The sequence below is a fragment of the Sulfolobus islandicus Y.N.15.51 genome, assembly GCF_000022485.1.
Classification (GTDB): domain Archaea; phylum Thermoproteota; class Thermoprotei_A; order Sulfolobales; family Sulfolobaceae; genus Saccharolobus; species Saccharolobus islandicus.
Window position 1 is genome coordinate 2759469 of the sequence record NC_012623.1, and the last position, 19797, is coordinate 2779265.

Consider the following 19797-nt stretch of genomic DNA (forward strand, 5'->3'; position numbering starts at 1 on the left):
CATGCCCATTGGTTCTCTGCTAAGATAATGAGTGAGAAGGAATTTATAATAGCTTCAGCTGAATCTTGGCTTGAAAATGAAATAAGTGCAGATACATTTACAATGAATCAATTGAGGCCATTCTATCTATATCTAAGGAATGAACTTAGAAGATTATTAGGTGACAATTTCATAGAAGAAAGAAATAAGTTAATCAAAGACGATCCAGTAAAGTATATGCAATTCCTATTTAATGACGCTGGAATAGAGGGATTTGTAATAGATACTGGATTTGGAAATAAGGAGATGGAAATACCAGCAAAACTAAAGTTACTATTTAGAATAGAGAGCATTATTAATGATAGTATTTTTCAAATGCCTTTCGATAAGGTCTTAGAGTACTTTGAGGAAACCTTAAGGGGAAAAATAAGAAAAGAAGGGTATACTGGTTTTAAGAGTATAATAGCATATAGAACTGGATTAAAAGTGAACTGTGACATAGAACAAGCTAGAAGAGATTTTTACAGTAATGAGACAGATTGGTTTGGCAAAGTTGTAAAGGGTTTTAGAGATTATCTACTTTGCGAAACCTTAAGAATAGCTAAAGAGTTAAAAGTTCCCGTACAAATTCACACCGGGGCTGGAGATAGAGATATTAAGCTAGAACTATCAAGACCTTCATACCTAACTAATGTTGTTAGAAAGTATGAAGGAAAGGTAATTTTCGTGCACGCTGGTTATCCTTATCATAGGGAGACATCTTGGATGTCCTACCTCTATCCCTCAGTTTACTTAGACACCTCACAAGTAATACCATTTGCACCTTTAGCAGCTTATACTATACTAAACGAGATTTTTGAGGTAGCCCCATTAAATAAGGTGATGCACGGTTCTGATGCGTTTCACATTCCAGAAATAGCTTGGCTTGCAGCTAAGTTAGCTAAAAAAGCTATACATAAAACTACAGAAATGATGATTGAAAAAAATATATTAGATGAAAAAGATGCTAAAGAACTGGTTGAGAGGTTCTTATACTATAATTCTAAGGAAATGTATGGGTTTGACTAGAAACATACCATCTACATTAGGAGGATCACTATTGTTAATTGGAATGAATTGGATTTTTTGATAAACATAATACCCAATAAAGTTAGTAGTGGAATTCTGTAAACCTTGGGCCAAGAATATCTCCTTATAACCAGCTCCATTAAGCAGTATATAATTAACTAAGCTCTTAGTAGTTAAAGCGTTATTTGAAATTATCGAGACAAGTACTGCACCACCATAACGATTTATAACTTCTATAATACCACTAAACCCACCAACCGTAGTAACGTTTTCAGTAGTCTTAATAGTCAAATTTTGGTTGTCAAATATGTTAGTATAATAATAGTATAGTCCTAGGTTTAAAGTGCCATTTTGAGCATATGATAAGTTGTAAGGTACAACGTGAGGATTAGATATAGGGGAGGCAAATACGGAGAATTGCATAGATATAGGGTAATATACGTTGTAATATAGTGTGGAGTTATAAAGTGAGCCCTTCTCAATTGCATATTCCATGAAGTTCTCCCCTAAATATGCCTTTTCGTATAGTTGATTGAATGTTTGATAAGCGTAAAATCTTCCTTCTTGAACAACATCAGAGTATTCAAACCCGTTCTTGAACTGTAAAACTGCAGAGTAGTTAAGTATATACGATCCTCCTTCTTGATAATATTCCCCGACTAGACCAGGATTGAAAATTGGTGAAGAATCCATAAATTTACTATAAGCCGTTAGCAATTTAGCTGAAATTAGTGGATTTGACCCGTTAACCCATAACATTAATACTCCAGCTATATCCCAATCATAAGCTGCACTACCAGTTAATTGTAAAGCTGTTTCTAGGTTAGTTACCGTAACTGCTATAATATTATTTGGCGAACTCATTGCCAATAGTGGTGTTAGGTCTATAATATAAGGACTATGGAAAGATAAGGTATTTATTGATGTTAATGGCTTCCACCAGAACAAATCTATACCACCAGTGTATATTGTCTGATAAGGGTTAACAATGCCAACTAGCTTATTATCGTAAAACACTTGAATCTCCCTAGTCGCAGGCTCATTGGCGTACCAGAACTCATCCAGCCCTCCACCCTCTTCATATAATAGTAAGGTCATTCTATAAGTACCATGGGGTATTGTTAAATTTTGTGATATGTAATAGTTCAATGGATTCAATATTACGTAAGAGTAATTGTACTTATTTAGGAATAATGGTATAAAGTAATTAGGTAACCCTTTAGGCGGAGTACCGGGATATAAGTAAAGTGTTACATTCATCTTATATATTCCAGTTATACCAATCTTAGCATCATAGAAGTTCTCTAAGACTAATTGGAAAGTAACATTACCACTTAATAAGTTTTCAAACATCGTAAGATCAGTCTCTGCTGTTGAATTTAGAAACTCTTGAGTTGAGCCCCAGAATATTGGAACATCGTTTGCGAATATGTAAACTGGCCTATCATATTGAGCTCCATTAGACTCGTTTATGCTAACGTTTAAAATCAACATGCTATAATTACCCTTCGGTATATTCACATGGACGATATAAGGAGTTAAACCACTATTGTTAAAAACAGCATTATTAGCTATTCTTACCACTACTGGAGTAACGTTGGGAGGATGAATCTGATAAGCTTCGAAGGAATAATATGTAGGGTCATACTGTATTTTTCCGCTGTTTAAGACAGAAACATTCCCTAATACTAGTGGACGTGAGATAATGGAGACGGGCTGTGAGCTGCCTATAGGCACCATAATAATTCCAGCTAAAATTGAAAATAATAGAATGAAGGTGATACTCTTCCTCATTCTTTATCACCTCCTTCTCATTAATACTAACAATAGAATAATAGCTATTATTGCTATTATTAAGGAAATTATTGCTATTACAGTTAATAAATTCACTGATCCTTGTAGTGTTATAATACGACCTTGTACAGTTACGAGATGATAATTATTTAAAATGTTAAATGTCAAGTTGTATGGCAACCCATCAGATACGCTTACTGTGAATACGTATTGGCCATCAGAGAATTGAGAAGCATTAAACGGTATACTTAGACTTATTGAGGAAGGTGAAGATGAAATTACACTATAACTTACTGGCTTATTGTTCATTGAAACTCCTAGAAGTCTTAGGTATTCCCCAGTTATGTTAACAATTATTGATTCTTTAGATACAGTAACATTAGTTGTTGATAAGTAAATTATCTTAGGAGCAGGTATTACAGACAAGTCAGTTACGTTATACATACTAATACCACTTATGCTAATTACTGAATTGGGTTGTAGAAACGCATATCTTGAATTTTGTATTACCGATGAGGTTATAGTCAAATTGGAATCATTAGCAACTACAGCAATATTATTACCTCCTATTTTAGATCCTATAATTGAGACTGAAGAATTCTCTAATACTAACTGGTTAATACTCGATGACCTTATCATCACATTAGAGTTCTTAAGAGTTATCGTATTAGCTATAACGTTATCCAAAATAACGTTTATTCCCTCAACCGTAATATTATTTGCCTTAACATTAGATAACATATATGTTGTAGAGTTGATTTTTGATAATAGGGGTGAATCTAGAGATTTACTGCTTACTATAATATTATTGATGAAAGTATAAGGCATAACATTAACGAAGCTAAAGGAAGCTGGAGTAGAATATAAATTATAACCATTCCAGGAAACACCAGAAACTATAACATTCCAAGGACCAGCTAAGGAATATACAGAGGACCCTTGGAATATGGAGCCGTAAAATATGGATGGAACCTTATAAATACCAACCCATTCTCCCAAAGTAGAGTTATACTGTAGTGGTATTCCAGCTTGGAATCCTATGATTAACTGTTCATAATTAAGGGAAGTCGGTAATACTGTTGCAGTGAACATCCCATACTTAACTGGAGTACCATTAGGATAAGTTATGTTAGCGTAAATCTTCAGAACCTCACCCTCATAGACTACACTATTCACCTTTACATTTAATCTCAAGTTAGCTGGGGAAACGTAAAACGATGTGACGAAGTTGGCTTTAACTAATCCAGTAGAAGTATTACTCACAGATTGTATTACAACATTATAGAATCCAGGGGAAGCATCGAAAGGTATTGTGAAGTTAGCGTAATAGAGGAAGAAGAGCAAGTAAACGCCGAATTGTATTATATCTGGAGCTGGAGTAAGTTTAACTTGCCCTATAAGGTTACCATTCTGATTATAAATGTATGCAGTGACGTTAGACGTAAATATGCCAGTAAGTTCTGGCGTAAGTACTTCGTCAATTATAGTTATGTTTTGTCCAGGAGAAGCAGCTGGAAATCCATCATTTATTGGAGTTAAAATTGCGCCAAAATTATACTCACCAAAATATACATAAGAGAAAGCGCTACCGTATGAATCGTTTATTATTAATAAATAAGTGCCTTGTGGCAATGGAGGAAGTAGGGCGTAACTACCCTCATATAACCCTGGAGCCATCATCAATAAGGGTATAGAAGCCAATAGCTTACCGCTATTACTAACTAAATATGCCGTAACGCTTTGATTAACGACTGGAGTACCATTAGGATAGTATATCCAAGCCTCAATGCCAAATGGTGAGTTATATGGAATAGGAAAGTTAAAGGGATAAGGAATGGGAGATACAATATTGATTGATTCACCAATATCAACTTCTGCAGTTCCAACTCCAGTAAACTGACCAGAACTACCGTTAACTACTATTTCCCAGATATTTGGCGGATCATTAGGAGTTATAGTATAATTACCAACCCAATAAGTACCGTTAAAGGATAAGGGGACTGTTGCCAAATATCCCTCGCTAGTGTATATATAAGCATTAAAACTACCTTTACTAACAATTGTGTTGTTGGGATAAGTTACGTACGCAGCTATTGTAAAAGTAGAACGATAGAAATACCAAGGTTGAAAAACTCCAGGCTCAAAAGTACTTACAGATATTGCTAAACTCTTGGATAGTAAATGCTTTATGATAATTCCTAACATACCAGCATTAGGACTTCCTAAACCAGTAACTAGATTGTAAGAGGAATTAGCATAATAATAACCATTATACCCTAAACTTATTGGATGGAAGGCCTTATGATACAAAGTAGTATTTTGGTAAATTTCATAAAGTATTGGATTTACCAAACCTAATGGATGGCCAACAATTCCATCTATATCAGCAATAATTCCAGCCCACAATGGAGCAGAAAGACTAGTTCCACCACTTACCCCCTCTTGACCTAAAGCATAAATTACAAACCCAGTAAATGGATTAGCGTCTGCCGCAACATCTGGAATAGCCCTATAATTCGAATGAGTAACATAACGCTGATACCAAGGAGCTGGGAACAACTGACCATATCCACCCCCAGAACTCACACCACCTTGAATAACACCAAGCAATGGATTAACACTCCACGCAATCTCAGCACCATAATTCCCTGTAGCATTATAAGTTGAAATGTAACCGCTAGTAATATTAGCAAATAGGGAAGTACCACCTACAGCTGTAACGAAAGGAGATGATGCAGGATAATTCGCTGAGCCGTAAACGGTTGGTAAATCATTATAAGCACCTAAATCTCCAGATGACGCTAAAAACGTAATACCCTCAGCCGAACCTAGCTCAAAGTAATAATCGTAATAGGGGTAGTTAGGAAATGCTATACCATTGAATACGGCATAGAAGCCTGAAGCACCAAATAGTATCCCGGGAAGACCCCAGCTCATGGAAACTACTTGTGCTAAATCCTCGCTTACAACAATATCAATTGCTGAAAATAATCCTTCTAAGGTTGCTGATGGCGCAACAACTAATAAAATATTGGAATATGGAGCAGCTGTATGAGCTGCCTCAACATCTAACGCAACTTCTTCGAACCAACCAGTAAACAACCCATTTTCTGGATTGTAAGGACCAACTGGTAATACGGTTAAGTTTATTGATGGTAAACCGAACTTAGCGTCAAACAGATTTACATCTTGATATATCTCTGGATCGCCATAGGCATCTATTATTGCAATTGTAACCTTTTTATCGGCAGTTGAATTTAGCAGTGGAGTTATATTGTAAACACCTTGGATAACTTTAGGAGTATACCAAGTTGCTGAGAATTGGAAAGTATAGACAAATGAGGAATAAACTTGTTTACTAGGTATTAAATTCCCATTTTCCAATTTACCTAACTGAATTAAAGGTAACGATACGTTGGTAAAGTTTGTTAAACCACCTATTAGTACGTTATCAAGAACAGACGGTATTTTAACGTTACCACCAGGCTTGTAATATATCTGACCACTAGCCGATTTGGCTACTACAAAATCAGTCCCAAAAACTGATGAAACAAGGGAAACTGGTGCTTCAGCCATGACTTCGAAGGGACTCCTATATACTATTGTGAAACCCTTACTCTCAAGGTACTCTATAGTCTCGTTAACCTTCTCTTGATTACTAAACATCGAGATAAGCTGACTGTTACTTAGTGGCTTAATTTGATGGTTAGCTACTTCTTGTGCTACTAGATAAAGCTCATTAAGATTCTTTGGGGGGATGAAAAAGGAAAGAATAATGTTAGTATTTGTGGGTAGAGATGAGATAATGTTAGACTGAGGATAGCTAGGGTTTATAAAGGTTGTGGAATAGGCTAAAGATAGTAAGGGGAATAAAGTGGATATCGATAAAAAAGTAGATATAACTATAACTTGTATTATTCTACTTTCCATATAATTAATAAACTTTCACACGTATAAAAAGATTACTTTAAAATCAAATCATCACAAGATTCTTTCATAAAAAAGAGATTATCCTATTAAGTGAAAAATAAAAATAAAAACTTCTCACTTTATATTTAAATCTTATTCATTTATTTCTTTTGTTTCTCTAACATTTGTAATAGCTCTTTTGGAGCATCTTTCTCGCTTACTGCTCCTCTACCAGTCTTTCCTCCACCCTCATCATAGGTGAAGCTTATCATCTTTCCGACTCTCCATACCTTCTTTATCTTGCTTGTATCTACTTCCTTCTCTTCTCCCTTGTACTTGAACTTTACTGTTACCATGTTTCTTCAAGTTATTCTTGAAGGTTTCACATAAATAAGCTTTACGCTATTAACAAGAGTACGACTTAAAGGAAATCCTTAGCGCAAACTAAAGTTATTACCTTAGCCCATAATAAAAATAAAGATGCCTAGAAGGGCAAAAACACATTGCGTCAACATAATATATTTACTTATTGTTTTATACTGATATCATTTATATTACCTATAATTAAAACATTAAGTCATAAGAAAAACATTACGTGTCATTTTGTAGAAAAAAATATAAGTCATAAGAAAAACACTTTAGCTAGTGAAAACTATGACAATGGCTGAAGCACTAAACAAGATCATGAAAAACAGAACAACCACTTTAAAACTATCCTATTACCCCTTCCTGCTGGCAGTAAAGGATAACGTACCAGAACTAGACATAATGCTAAAAAGAAAAAGAGAACTAAACTATTACTTAGACAAATTGTATAGTGAAAGCAAAAAATACTTATTAAAATACGCTAAGGATAAATACTATTGCGTATGTGGAAGAACATTCCCGTCAGCATATGACTTTTACACTCACGTTTTCAGAGAGCATAAATTAAGTATAAGGAATTAATCTGGTGGTATCTCCTTATACACTAACCTTAAATCTATACCACTCTTCTTCCTATAATAGTATGATGATACGAAAGTAATGACGCCTAATCCTATTAAGCTAACTATATAGGCTATTCCCGGCCAGTAAGGTGCACCGTTATCAGATATAACACCGAAGTAAGGATTAATAAAGGCCTCGTATCCCATAAAACCCAAAAACACAATAGAAAGTAAAGCTGATATTAGCATACCCATATTTCCCTCACTTAAAGCCTGCCTAATACCAGCTATTGAGACTAAAACTAAGTAGGCAATAGCCAAAGGAGTATAACTATATAAGGCCTCGTATCCGTTAGGACTTATTATTGGTACTGCTAAGAACACTAAAGTTACCGCAAAGTCTAAGAGATGAGCATAAGCTGGAGAGCCTTGCCTATTTAACCTTGAAAACACCTCTGGGAATAACCTATCAAAGGAGAATGCAAATACGTACCTAGCGAAAACAACGACACCGAAAGCCATTACAAAAAACTCCCAGGCTATCAAACTAATCCCTATAAACCACTCTAAAGCGTAGCTATGAGATAAAGCAATAGCGACAGTCCAGAAGTTATAAGTACTTGATAAATATAAAGAGTAATTAAACCCATACCCTGCAGCAATATCCATTAGCAGGAATGGGACAGTTATAAAGATAAGCGTTAACAAACTACCTAAAATTAAATTGTATCTTATCCCACTCGTATTCTTTATCTCAGAAGCGACAGCTGGCCCTGCATATAACCAAATGTAAGCAAATGATGCAAAGTAAGGAATCATATAAAACGTTGAAGACAAACTAAATGTTGGTCCCTTATAGGGTTGAACAGTTAAATTAAAGTCCTTTAGAAAAGGCTGAATTGCAGTATGAAAATCTGAAACGTTAAGTGCTAATACAAGAATTGCAACTAGAGTACCTAAAAGCGAAAGCATCCCTAGTGCTGACGTTAAAGTATAACCCCATCTTGGTCTGAGGATGTTAATAAGAATTATTATCAGAAATGCAAGCGCTGCTAAACTATAGGCTAGAATAGCATTACTAGTTGTAAACACATTATTAGCTAGATTAACCAGATAGGGCTGGGAATTCAAAGTACCAATAATTAACAATACAATATTTATTGCTGAAACAGAAAAGAATGCTGATAGTGCAAAAAACGGAGGCATATTAAAAGCTAATGCAACACCCATTATAGCACCTAAAGGACCATTAAGCTTTCTAGATAGCCAAATATAATCACCTCCAGTCCTAGGAATTCTAGAAATAAAGTAAGTATAAAGAAATACAAGGGGTAAAGTGAATAGGAAAGTGAGCAATGAAGCAATCCATAATACCGCACCCTTGACTATGTAAGGACTTATCCCGATAAAAATTGCTAACCCAGCACCCATATTAGCTACATTTAACATTGTTGCATCCAGCAAAGAGACGTTTTTGGTAAGACCAGAAGTTTCCCTAACAAACAGCTTAGCCATAATCTCAATTATGATGAAATATTTTTAAAGTTATCTTACGAAAATATGTTCGGGCATATAGTAGAGATATAAATAAAATTACAGTGATTAAGAGAGTAATTAAATTGATCATTATTGAAAAAGAGATAACATTATTATCATTATAGGGATACCCAAAAGCCCTACCCAATTGTGGATAAGGATAAGAGGAAATGTTATTGCCATTAAGTTCATTTTGTATAGAAATGTTATAAGGGATAAACATTACACCTATTAGATATGATAGAGAATTTCCAATAAAGAACAGCTTCACGCTACTAGAGACAGAAATATTACCTAAATACGAAAACACAATAGAAATGTTTGGAGAGGAAGTTGAAACAGAAAGCGAATAAGAACCATTAGTAACACCGAAAACACCTCCTCCAGGTAAAGAGACATAAACTAGCACAACCTTGTAAAATCCTGGTTTCACTCCTAAATTAAGAAATGAAGTATTACTAACAGAAATAAATGAAATGCTTGGGAATTCTGACAAAATTTCCTCATCATATACATTTACGTTTATTGTATCTGTGAAATTATTAGGATATGGTAAGTGCTTAACGTTTAGTTTAACCGGTAAGATACCTTGTTTATATGCAGACAGTGCTAGAAGTTCAGCATATGTCACATTTCCAAAATAACCACCTATATACTTTGGAGGAATATCAAACATGAGATAAGAGGGGACAACGTTAAGTGAACTATTAGTATTAGGAATCTTTGGATATTCAAAATTTATGAAAATTGGGGAATTAATATTATACGTAAAATCGTTGTTTTTGTATACTAAAAAGTAAGAGTCGTTATAAACTAGAGTGAAGACGTTTTTGTGAGAGTTAATTATGCTCAAGGTGTAATTATCATTAACAGTACTAACAACGTATTGTATACCATACTCGTTTAAAATAGTCCCTACACTAGAGGTATTAACTAAGAAGGCAGAAGTTACATTCGGTAATACTTCAATAAATGTACTCCAATTTGATGGAACTATAGCATCAACGAGAACGTTGCCTATAGTGTTATTCTCTAAAAATTTTGCTAAATTTACTAGTAGGGGAGGAGGATTTACAGGGTTATAATATCCAAGGTAGTCTCCGCTAATTACCATTGAGGAGGAAAAGGTAAATTGAGATAAAACTATGAGAATAAATAAAGGAATTAAGTAGTGTCTTGAAAGAATCTTAGCCATTACCAAGGATACTAAAAGAAATAGTGGTGCTAATATCATCTCAGTTAAATAAGTTGGCAAAAAGAGCCATAGGTAACTATACACGAAAGTTTGGGCTAAGAAATCCAGTAAGGGATATGTTAAGTTCAACATTATGTTATACCCTAAAACGTTTACATAAGACGAGACTAGAAATACTAAAAATAAGTAAAGCGCTAAGAAATAGTTAGCTGGTGAGCCCTTTTTCTTTAGAAAGATATAGCCTAAAATTCCAGTTTCGACAAACGCAAAGGACATCACATAAATCAGGAGGGGATTTCCAAACGACAAGTAAGATACTAATGGCCTAAATAGTGACAATCCCCTCAATGAATCTAATAGGGGAAACGTAAAGTAATTTAACCATAACTGTTGATTAGATATTGTGAAACTTATTGAGGAGTAAGAGTGAAAGTTGTAAAATAATACCACAAACAGTCTAGAATTTAATAAGAGATAAAAAGGTATTGAGTATAGGAAGACCTTTAGATCATTTAATTTATGTCTATAAATAAGAATTGAAAGTATTATAAATAACGTGTAAACGAAACCCCTAGGGTCAGTTGTAGTTAGAGAGGCGAAAAGTGAGAGAAGTATAGCACCAGAAAGACCTCCTTTCTCTAGCGAGTAAAAAGTACCGGCAATCAACCCCGGTAAAAGCGCATAAAAGGCTGCGTAATTGGACCAATGACTGAAATAGTAAGCTGTAGGTGTTATAGCGTAGAGGAAAGCAATAGTAGAAGATACTGAAATTTTAACCCATAATTTAGTTTCTTTTGCATATTTATTTAAAAAGTATCTAGAAGAGAAATACATAGATGGGACTGAGATGGCATAGGGAAATAAAAGATACGTTATCCAGTATGCTATCACTGGTGAGATGAAATTAAAATACAGTATAACCACTAAAGGCATCCAAACATTATCTATAATCATGGGAAAATTAAGATAAGATAGCGCTGCCTGCCTAGAGTCTAAATAAAAAGTCGGGTAAGAATCCCTTTGATAAATGTATCCAACATGGAAGAAAACCTTCCATAAGGCTATCATGGGAGTTAGTATGGAAAGGAGTATTACAACAATTATCTCAACTACTTGAAGTCTTCTTTCTCGACGCATAAATTTTCACCATCACGAGTACAAAAATGAGCAAAAGAGTTACAAAACTTATATATTTACCAACTACTTGATCTAGATCAGAGTTTAAATCTAAAGAAATAGGTAAATTAATGATCTTGCTATTATTTGTGAATTTAAAGCCATCTGGAAGTATTGGTTGTTCGTTAGGATTTACAAGATTTGAGCTCACTAAAGTATAAGTTGTATTACTGACTATCTGTCCACTCTCCCCTATTTGAAGGATAACGATCTTATATGGAACCCCAGTGGAATTAACGTAATAAAAATACTCAAGCTCAATATAACCTATAAAAGTCTTGCCATAATATACATAGTTGGAATTATTTGAGGATAGTAAAGACAAGATAACACCTCTTTCAATTACTGGTTCTCCAACATTAGGAATATAGAAAAAAGTTTCCGGAAGAGAGACATTATCTAGAATTGTGGAAGAAGTTAGAATCTGAGAGAAATTGAGAACATAAACAGTCAGATTATAAGCGAAGGTTGCATTATTATAACAAACTCTTGTAACATTTTCAAAAAGAAGCTCTGATAGATGGTAAACTTGGTTGTCATAATTTATTTGAATATGAAGCGAGTACTCTACAAAGGCGTTAGGAAATAAGGCTATTATTAGGAGAAATAGAAGAGGAGAAGACATGACTATCTTACCCATTTAGTCCCCCTAAATAAAAGAATTACCATAACGAGAAGTGCCCCAACTATTATAATGTACTCCATAATTTTAGAATATTGCGGGAATAGACTGACAATTACTTCACTACTTGCAGTCGTAATTCCCTCAAAGTAAGGTATTCCAATATGCGTATTATTGAAGTTCGTCATCCATAAAACTAATGTAGTTTCACTAGATATCTTACCATTTGCACCTATCTGTAAGTTAATTATCTTATCCGCCAAACCATCAGACTTAAAATAAAAGTAAGTTTCTATAGCTACGCCTTCTACATTACTTTTTCTGAGATAAACGTAACAGGAGTTAGTATGATTAACATAAAAAAGGTTTACTCTACTTACACTTATGTTTTTTTCTCCTAATAATAAGGGTGAAACATAATAAAATGGTAATGGAAGAGTAGAGTTAACTAATGAATATGAAAACTTACTTTGCATTGATGTATTCCATGATATTATACTTATACCAACTAGAACTGTCCCGTTGTTAAAGGTCTTGTTTATCATTTGAATTATAGAAAATTTCTGAAATAACATAGATCCATCTTGGAGATAATAAGTTGAGGTGCCGTTATAAATTGCGAATGTGCCAGAAACTAGAGAAGATTGAGAGGACGTTATTAAAGTTAAGGAAAGGGCTAATGGAAAAAGAAGAATAGACAGGAAAAATATTAAAAAAAAAAAACTTTTCATCTTGCTGGCTCCTCTTTTTCAGCTCGTTACTATTGCACTCACTGTTACTGTTTGTCCATTAGAAAGTTGTAATGTCAGCGAAATAGGAGAACCAACTAGATTTTGTAATGTAGAAGTGCTGACACTTAGTGCGATTGAATATGTACTTTCACCAGCACTTATGGTAACTTGGCCTGATACACTAGCTAAGTTTCCATTTATAATCACTCCAGTAACTTGTGTAGTTGCTCCAGTATTCTTCAGAGTGACTATCAGACTTTTAGTACCAGCATTTAGTGTTGCTGTTCCGACTTGTGTTACTGTCCCTTGTCCTGCAAATGCTCCAAATAATCCAAAGGCAAATGCCACAACTACTAATGCTATTATTACTGATGCTATTACTAATATTAATGCAGTTACAGCACCGGACAATGCTTTCGCGTTCTTTCTCCTAATAATCATGTTCATACCTAATATAATCTAACTAATAGTTCTATATAAATGTTTCTTCCAACTAAAGGCTGTAAGGGAGTTCAAGAGGTTGGAGGGAGGAGAAGGGTTATGGTGTTGGGTGGAGGATTGAGTCCTTATTCTCTGCTGTGAAGCGTACTTTTGGGGAATCTGTTAGGGCTACAAGGCACTACATGCTGACGCCTCTAACAAACCTATGGGGATAACGAGTCTAGCGCGTCTCCCACGTCGAAGTCCTTGACATTAACTTCCTTACCCCTAGGAATCCTAAAACTCTTCTTGACAACTCCCTTGTAAACACCGTCCTTTATAACATGATAACAAATGCTTGCAAGCTTTCCGGCAAGAGCACAAGTAGCTTGAGTAACACTCTTCCCCCTAGCAATAAGCCTCTCATAATACCCTTTAAAAGGCTCAAGACCCCTAGCAACCTTGGCAACCAAGTAGAGAGCTCTACGCAAATACTTATTACCCCTAATCATACCGGAGTGAGACTCGCTATCACCACTCTGCTTAGTTTTGGGTGCAAAGCTTGCATAAGCCCTAGCAGCCTTAGAACTGGAAAAACGGGAAACATCACCGAACTCAGCGTAAATAGTTGCAGCACTAATCAAACCAATCCCGGGGATCTTACTCAACTCAATTACTGGTTTTGGAATCTTGGAAATTATCATATCCTCAACCTCCTTAATCATTTTCTCCAAGTTTTTTAACAGTTCAACTAATTGTTTTAACGCTAGTTTTTCCGCGTCGTTTAAGTTTCTCCCTAGTTTTTCTTTTAGTTCCTCCTTCTCTTCCTTGCTTAGTCCCTCCCCCTTTACTAGCTTTTCAAGTAGTTTTCTTCCCTTCTTGTCGAATGGTTGTATTTTATATCCCGCGAATTCTAATATTTTCCTTATCTCGTTCTTTACTTGTGTTGTCTTCTCTACTAAGCTTTCCCTATATCTCGTTAGTTCTCTTAGCTCCATTATTTCTCCTGTTGGTATGTATGATCCCTTGATTACTCCGGTCATGTGTGCTACTAGTAACCTTTGTGCGTCGAGTTTGTCTGTCTTTTTCCCTAGTATTTCTGTTAGGTGTAGTGGGTTTATTACTGTTACCTTGTATCCTTTTTCCGTTAGTTTTTCGTGTAGGTAGAAGTAATATATTCCAGTTGCCTCTATTATTCCTTCCTTATATTCTCCTAGGAATTTAATTAGTTCCTCTATTCCCTCGTTGTCGTGGTTGAATTCCTTTACCTCCTTGACGTATACTGCTGATTTTTCTTGTTCTACTACTAGTTCTCCCTTTGCTGCTGTTAGTTTGCTTTGTGAAATATCAATTGCGAAGGCCTTGTTTGTAACTTTTAATTCCATGCTTGTGTATTACGCGTTTCTCGAGATATTTTTTGTTCTCATAATACCTTGTTTTCTTTGCATAGTGTTAAGTGTTTCAGCCCCTAGAGTATTTTGTTACAACCTCCTACTCGGGGGTTTTTATCCCCTCTTGTTAGATCGTTCTAGGGGCTTCACAGCTAGCCTTGTAGATGGGGTTTTATCCCCATGTTTTCTATGAGCTTATGTTGTTTTTCTCCTTACTTGTTTATTTCCTTTTCTCTTGTAATACTTGGTTTTATTCGTTCTCTTGTTTTGCGTGGATTGCCCCGTAGGAGTTTTTTAGGGCAAGTGGTTGAGGCTAAGCTCAAGTTCTGGGCTTATGCATGGATGGTCCACTTGGCTAATTCTTTAGTTGGTAGAGCTCCGGGTATTAGGGTGTGAGCTTGCGAATAACGTTGAAATAAATATTAATTACTGAAAAATTCTCAGTGCATCATATCATGCTTATGAAATAAATTGAAGAGATCAACAAAGCATTCCAACTACACATACATCTTGGTAGGGTCTTCTCACGGCGCCCTAATAGGACATTAAATACCATGGAGGCTATTTATATTTTGATTAATATTCTTAAGTGGATTTGTTTTCTGAATTCCCGATAAGTCAGAATACATCTCTAGAATATAATTTGCTAATTTCCTATATAAACAAAAGATATAGCCTCTTTAATTTATATTCAAGTCGAGATTGCTTCATTACTAACCAATACTAATTTTGCCTTAGACATTTTAAGTAACTCTTTTAGAGTTTCTTTAAACTCCTCTAGATGAACTTCAGGTTGCTCTATAACTATAATATCATTATTGCTTGAATTTTTAATGAAATAGACTATAGGAAATAAGCTTAACACGGAAGAGTCCGCATTATATAGTATATTATCATCACAGTAAACTTCATCGTCTTTAATGTAGATTTTATGTGCTAGAACCTCTTCAGAATACCCTTGTGGTAAGACCATTGAGTTTATGAAATCAGAAATTATGCCGAGCGTCTTTGGAATACCCGGAGCTCCCTCAAACCTAATGGGAAGAAATTTGTAAAATGATGCTACCAATCCAGCCCTAATTGCTGGTATAATGTATGGTCTCTTCTTATTAATATCTGAAAAGTAAAAGGAGTCTATCTTAACCAAACTCCTAATCTTATCTTCTTGCAGTTCTAACTCAGGTAAAACTTTCAACTCTACTTTAGCTTCAACCTTACCATTTTGAATAGTCCCTATGATAGACATTTTAGGTGAGGTTATTTTAAAGTATAATTCTAATGTTAATAACTTAGCTAAACTTAACTCATTTGTTAAAATATGCGTGAATTGTCTTTCAAACTCGTTTTTCCAATTTACGAGTGGTTCTTTAGCTGTTATTCCATAAAGTCTAGGAATTAAGAATATGGTCTTAGTTAGATAGTAGTAAACTCTACCTATTACAATTCTATCCCTTCCGTTAATTATTTCAGTTTGCTTATTATCATTATTAATTTTAACAGTAGCAGAAGGAGTTTTTATCTCTATTTCCATAAGCGTTATTTGAATTTTAAAAATAAAAGAGTTTTAGAAACTTCTTATTTTAAAGACACATTTATACAAGGCGAGATAACTGGTACTACAATTTTTAGTGATAAAAACTATCTCATAAAAAGAGTGAGTGTGGCGTTCAGTAATAAACCTTTCGGCCAAACTTCAAGCATAGTGTCAACTAAGATTGCCACGTGGGTCCTTTCAACCCACGTGACGATTCGGGGAGAAGGGTTTCTTTAATTATTTGGGCTCATAAGGCTTATTATTATACCATACACTCCATATAATCCTAGCCAACTTTCTAGCCAAAGCAGTGTAGAACTTCTTACCTTTTAACCTATCCCTATGAGACTCATAAAACTTCAACAATGTTGGGTTCCTAGAATAATTCCTCCCTGCCAAGAAGTAAAGCAAACTACACAAGTACTTATTACCCCTCTTCGAAATACCCTTACTTATTACAGCTTTTCCACTCCTTTCCACAACTGGATCTAAACCACAATAAGCCACAAAGGACTCTGGTTTAGGAAAACGCTTAACATCACCAACAATACCAATAATAATACCAGCTGCAAGCCTCCCAATTCCCGGGATTGTTAATAAAACGTGATTATCCGGTACTTGTTCCTCGATCATCCTCCTAACTTCTTTCAATTTCTCTTGCGTTTCTAGGAGTGTTTTTGCTAGGACTTTGATTTCTTCAACTACTATTGGTGTGTATTCTAGTTGGTATAGTTCTTCTTGTGTAAAATCTCCTTTTGCGAGTTTTTCTAACCTTTCCTTGCTTATCTTGTTGTTGTCGCTTACTAGGAATAGTGTTCTCTCTAACCTGTTCTTGTACTTTACTTCTATGTCCTTGAGAGAGTGTCCAGAATGCAAATAATTCAATAAATATAATGTGATAGAAAAACAATATTATAACTAGTTGAGAATAGAAGTCAATTATATCTTTCAATATGAGGGAAGATTAATATTTTATTGTAATATAAAATAACTTATAGTTGAGAAAAAATGAATTTCAAACATACCCCATATTATTCTAGTTAACCCTAGCCTAGGGTTAACTAGAGAGTTTGACAAATTCCTCTTGCGGAACTTTTGCTAACACGGAAGTGTAAATCAAGGAATTGTAAATTATTCCAATAACGTAAACAAAAACCTCAACCATATCCTTGTTAATAGCGTAAGGTCTCCAATACCTCTTCAAGAAAATACCAAAGAATTCAACATAACGTCTAAAACTAGAAAAACCAATTATCCAAGTTGAGGGCATTCCCAAGAAACCCCTATCAACAACCTTATAACCACTCATACCAAAACCAACCTTATTATCGGGAAAGTTTGCAAACTCAACTTGAATTGCGTGAAGAATCATGGTTGGGGAAATAGCATATAAAACCTTGAAGCCGAAGAAACTCCTACCCCTCTTCTTCGCAAACTCACCCTTAAATCTACGATGAATCTTAGCCCTCATATAGTAGTAAATTAAGTTTGCTGCTTCCCTAAACTTTCCTTGTCTCAAGTTGAGTTCTAGCTTTTTCTTTAATGTCTCCTTGTTTCTCTTTCCGAAGGGTACTTCGATTATGTTGGAATCTATTGCCCAGAGTTTGTTAACTTTGCCGTATAAGGCACTACTTGGCAAGTAGTTTTCTAGTTTGCTTAGCTTTTCCTCAAGTTCTTTTGCGTATTCCTTGAATGCTTTCTTTATTTCTCCCCTAAGTTTCTTTGCCCTTCTGTGGTTTTCGGATTTTGACTTGCGTTCTCCTAGAAACCATCTTACTACAATGTCCGTGTAATAGTATGCTTCTACATCTCTGTAGGAGCATTGCCATATCATCATGACGATGAGTACTCTAAGTATGTATAGGTCTAGTGATGATAGTGCTTTTGAGGTGATTAGTATGTAGTGCATTTTCAAAAGAGTTTTATGCCTTGATGATAGTTTATCATAGGGGACCGGGAGATTGTAGTATTCTATCCAAGGTTTCATATCTCCCAATCCTTGTACTACGTCTTCCCGGTCCCCTTTAAGTATTACTCAAGATTTTACTCCAAGTGAAAATTCAAAATTTCTCAAGAGTTTATGCTTTCTTTTGAGTTATTATCTATAAACTTATACATAGATTTATTGAATTATTTACACTTGGGATGCTCTCTTGAGGAAGAGGTAAAGTGTTACCATTTCCCTCAAGGGGTTATACTCGTACTCCTTTGCCTTATCAACCATGTTTTCTATTTTTTCAGCATCGTAAAAATCCGTTTTCTTTCCCCTAAACTCTTTTCTCTTGATAACATGTTTGGGCTTACTTGTAATACTTTTATTCCTTTCTCCTTGAAGTATTGTGAAGGCCTTATTGCGTAAACTCCCGTAGGTTCTAGGACTATTGTACAAGGTTTCATTTCAAGTATCTCTTCATATCCCTCTTTGTTGTTCTTGTATTTTCTCACCCTCCCCCTACTAGTTATTAAATAATCTTTTGATACGTCTATTCCTATTACCCCTACCCCTTTGTCACACCTACATGCGTGAATTTTATCATAATGTTCAGTCCGACGGTAGGGGTTAGTCACGCCCGTAGCCGAAGACTTTGCTTCAGATAGTGTCTCGACCATGTTTCCCCAGCCGAGGAGAGTATTACTCTCCCCGACTAATAAAACCTATATAGGACATAGTGTCGTCATTAAGCTATTTATATTTGTATAACGAGTATTACTTATGGGTAGGAAGGCTGTAGTTAGGCAAGACGTTTCTTGCCCCTCTTGTGGTAGTCATAATGTTGTTAAGTGCGGTAGGCCTTTGGGTAGGCAGAGGTATTTGTGTAGGGATTGCGGTAAGTACTTCTTGGGTGACGCTACTTACCATTCCAAGAAGTTGAGGGAGGAGGCTTTGAGGTTGTATGCTAATGGTATGAGTATGAGGGCCATATCCAGGGTGCTTAACGTACCTCTAGGTACTGTGTTCACTTGGATTAAGCGTTATGGTGGGCAGAAGTACGAGAAGCTTGTTGAGTTGTGGGGGAAGACTAAAGGCTTAGTTAAGGGTAGTGTTGTTACTAAGGTTGTGGATGAGATGTGGGCTTACTTGTACAAGAACACTAGAACATTCTATAAATGAATTTTTACTTGTTATGTGTACACGAGATTGGAGTTTACCTCATTTACTCTGTGGGCGATAGGGATGAGAATACTTTTCGCAAGGTTAAAAAGTATTTGTTGGATGAGGGTAGATGGGTGAGCGATGATTATAACTTGTACTTCTGGTTGAAAGACCACACGGTTATCTCACCAGTTAACCCGAACGAGTCCTTTCATTCCTCACTAAGGGATAGCTTGTACGTTTTAAGAGGGCTACTAAGGCAGTAAATAGGAGCATTAGTACCATGATGTACTTCATAGCCCTAGTCTTATGGGAGAAAAAGCTAATACCAGAATTTGTAGCTTAATGACGACCCTATGTCACACTCAAGCACTTTGGAAGAAACATTTATATAGAACTATTAGTTAGATTATATTAGG

At 35.3% G+C, this 19797-nt stretch carries 13 protein-coding genes and 5 pseudogenes; 5 read left to right on the forward strand and 13 right to left on the reverse strand.

Going from position 1 to position 19797, the window contains the following annotated elements; all coding sequences use genetic code 11:
* Positions 1-27: 27 nt before the first annotated feature.
* Positions 28-1047, forward strand: coding sequence for an amidohydrolase family protein (locus tag YN1551_RS14950; RefSeq protein ID WP_012714682.1), 1020 nt, complete (start codon positions 28-30; stop codon positions 1045-1047).
* On the opposite strand, the gene YN1551_RS14955 is transcribed toward YN1551_RS14950, so the two are convergent.
* From YN1551_RS14955 to ssh7b, 3 genes are all read right to left on the reverse strand, one after another.
* The gene (locus tag YN1551_RS14955) at positions 1009-2841 is read right to left on the reverse strand and encodes a peptide-N4-asparagine amidase (RefSeq protein ID WP_012718246.1); all 1833 of its coding nucleotides are present in this window, start codon (positions 2839-2841) and stop codon (positions 1009-1011) included. The genes YN1551_RS14950 and YN1551_RS14955 overlap by 39 nt on opposite strands.
* A 6-nt stretch (positions 2842-2847) precedes the next feature.
* The gene (locus YN1551_RS14960) at positions 2848-6771 is read right to left on the reverse strand and encodes a S53 family peptidase (RefSeq protein ID WP_012718247.1); all 3924 of its coding nucleotides are present in this window, start codon (positions 6769-6771) and stop codon (positions 2848-2850) included.
* Positions 6772-6911: 140 nt separating this feature from the next.
* Entirely contained in the window at positions 6912-7106 is a 195-nt protein-coding gene (gene ssh7b / locus YN1551_RS14965) for a chromatin protein Ssh7b (RefSeq protein ID WP_012712662.1), read from the reverse strand.
* A 289-nt stretch (positions 7107-7395) separates the two neighbouring features.
* Between ssh7b and YN1551_RS14970 the strand changes: the two genes are divergently transcribed.
* Positions 7396-7698, forward strand: coding sequence for a hypothetical protein (locus YN1551_RS14970; RefSeq protein ID WP_010923918.1), 303 nt, complete (start codon positions 7396-7398; stop codon positions 7696-7698).
* On the opposite strand, the gene YN1551_RS14975 is transcribed toward YN1551_RS14970, so the two are convergent.
* From YN1551_RS14975 to YN1551_RS14995, 5 genes are all read right to left on the reverse strand, one after another.
* Positions 7695-9194: an amino acid permease gene (locus YN1551_RS14975; protein WP_012718248.1), complete on the reverse strand. Its 1500-nt coding sequence runs from the start codon at positions 9192-9194 to the stop codon at positions 7695-7697. The two genes, YN1551_RS14970 and YN1551_RS14975, sit on opposite strands and share 4 nt — an antisense overlap.
* 4 nt (positions 9195-9198) lie before the next feature.
* Positions 9199-11547 carry a hypothetical protein gene (locus YN1551_RS14980; RefSeq protein ID WP_012718249.1) on the reverse strand — a complete coding sequence of 783 codons (2349 nt, stop codon included), beginning with the start codon at positions 11545-11547 and terminating at the stop codon, positions 9199-9201.
* Entirely contained in the window at positions 11516-12226 is a 711-nt protein-coding gene (locus YN1551_RS14985) for a hypothetical protein (protein WP_012718250.1), read from the reverse strand. The genes YN1551_RS14980 and YN1551_RS14985 overlap by 32 nt, the downstream gene beginning before the upstream one ends.
* Positions 12214-12783 (reverse strand): hypothetical protein, encoded by a 570-nt coding sequence (locus YN1551_RS14990; RefSeq protein ID WP_048052519.1) that lies wholly within the window; start codon positions 12781-12783, stop codon positions 12214-12216. The genes YN1551_RS14985 and YN1551_RS14990 overlap by 13 nt, the downstream gene beginning before the upstream one ends.
* A 174-nt stretch (positions 12784-12957) precedes the next feature.
* Positions 12958-13386 carry a hypothetical protein gene (locus tag YN1551_RS14995; protein WP_048052402.1) on the reverse strand — a complete coding sequence of 143 codons (429 nt, stop codon included), beginning with the start codon at positions 13384-13386 and terminating at the stop codon, positions 12958-12960.
* Between the two features lie 49 nt (positions 13387-13435).
* Here YN1551_RS14995 and YN1551_RS16905 point away from each other — a divergent pair.
* A pseudogene (locus YN1551_RS16905) lies at positions 13436-13595 on the forward strand (IS5/IS1182 family transposase); the annotation flags it as partial.
* On the opposite strand, the gene YN1551_RS15000 reads toward YN1551_RS16905, so the two are convergent.
* Complete coding sequence (locus YN1551_RS15000) at positions 13584-14744, reverse strand: IS110 family RNA-guided transposase (protein WP_012715521.1); 1161 nt, start codon at positions 14742-14744, stop codon at positions 13584-13586. The pseudogene YN1551_RS16905 and the gene YN1551_RS15000 overlap by 12 nt on opposite strands.
* Before the next feature lie 294 nt (positions 14745-15038).
* On the opposite strand from YN1551_RS15000, the pseudogene YN1551_RS16910 reads away from it, so the two are divergent.
* Positions 15039-15146: pseudogene (locus YN1551_RS16910) on the forward strand (IS5/IS1182 family transposase); the annotation flags it as partial.
* Positions 15147-15441: 295 nt separating this feature from the next.
* On the opposite strand, the gene YN1551_RS15010 reads toward YN1551_RS16910, so the two are convergent.
* The 4 genes and pseudogenes from YN1551_RS15010 to YN1551_RS15030 form a co-directional block, all read right to left on the reverse strand.
* Positions 15442-16281, reverse strand: coding sequence for a hypothetical protein (locus YN1551_RS15010; protein WP_012716893.1), 840 nt, complete (start codon positions 16279-16281; stop codon positions 15442-15444).
* Between the two features lie 240 nt (positions 16282-16521).
* Positions 16522-17142: pseudogene (locus tag YN1551_RS15020) on the reverse strand (IS110 family transposase); the annotation flags it as partial.
* A gap of 199 nt (positions 17143-17341) precedes the next feature.
* A complete protein-coding gene (locus YN1551_RS15025; RefSeq protein WP_012715708.1) occupies positions 17342-18271 on the reverse strand; it encodes a transposase in 930 nt (309 codons plus the stop codon).
* Between the two features lie 165 nt (positions 18272-18436).
* A pseudogene (locus YN1551_RS15030) lies at positions 18437-18894 on the reverse strand (IS110 family transposase); the annotation flags it as partial.
* 103 nt (positions 18895-18997) lie between these two features.
* On the opposite strand from YN1551_RS15030, the pseudogene YN1551_RS16370 reads away from it, so the two are divergent.
* A pseudogene (locus YN1551_RS16370) lies at positions 18998-19724 on the forward strand (IS1/IS1595 family N-terminal zinc-binding domain-containing protein).
* The last annotated feature ends 73 nt before the right edge of the window (positions 19725-19797 follow it).

What these genes read in the sequence shown, in the direction of transcription:
- YN1551_RS14950 (WP_012714682.1), top strand. Translation starts at nt 28, where the DNA reads ATGAGTGAGAAGGAATTTATAATAGCTTCAGCTGAATCTTGGCTTGAA.
- YN1551_RS14955 (WP_012718246.1), bottom strand. Translation starts at nt 2,841, where the DNA reads ATGAGGAAGAGTATCACCTTCATTCTATTATTTTCAATTTTAGCTGGA.
- YN1551_RS14960 (WP_012718247.1), bottom strand. Translation starts at nt 6,771, where the DNA reads ATGGAAAGTAGAATAATACAAGTTATAGTTATATCTACTTTTTTATCG.
- ssh7b (WP_012712662.1), bottom strand. Translation starts at nt 7,106, where the DNA reads ATGGTAACAGTAAAGTTCAAGTACAAGGGAGAAGAGAAGGAAGTAGAT.
- YN1551_RS14975 (WP_012718248.1), bottom strand. Translation starts at nt 9,194, where the DNA reads ATGGCTAAGCTGTTTGTTAGGGAAACTTCTGGTCTTACCAAAAACGTC.
- YN1551_RS14980 (WP_012718249.1), bottom strand. Translation starts at nt 11,547, where the DNA reads ATGCGTCGAGAAAGAAGACTTCAAGTAGTTGAGATAATTGTTGTAATA.
- YN1551_RS14985 (WP_012718250.1), bottom strand. Translation starts at nt 12,226, where the DNA reads ATGGGTAAGATAGTCATGTCTTCTCCTCTTCTATTTCTCCTAATAATA.
- YN1551_RS14990 (WP_048052519.1), bottom strand. Translation starts at nt 12,783, where the DNA reads ATGTTATTTCAGAAATTTTCTATAATTCAAATGATAAACAAGACCTTT.
- YN1551_RS14995 (WP_048052402.1), bottom strand. Translation starts at nt 13,386, where the DNA reads ATGAACATGATTATTAGGAGAAAGAACGCGAAAGCATTGTCCGGTGCT.
- YN1551_RS15000 (WP_012715521.1), bottom strand. Translation starts at nt 14,744, where the DNA reads ATGGAATTAAAAGTTACAAACAAGGCCTTCGCAATTGATATTTCACAA.
- YN1551_RS15010 (WP_012716893.1), bottom strand. Translation starts at nt 16,281, where the DNA reads ATGGAAATAGAGATAAAAACTCCTTCTGCTACTGTTAAAATTAATAAT.
- YN1551_RS15025 (WP_012715708.1), bottom strand. Translation starts at nt 18,271, where the DNA reads ATGAAACCTTGGATAGAATACTACAATCTCCCGGTCCCCTATGATAAA.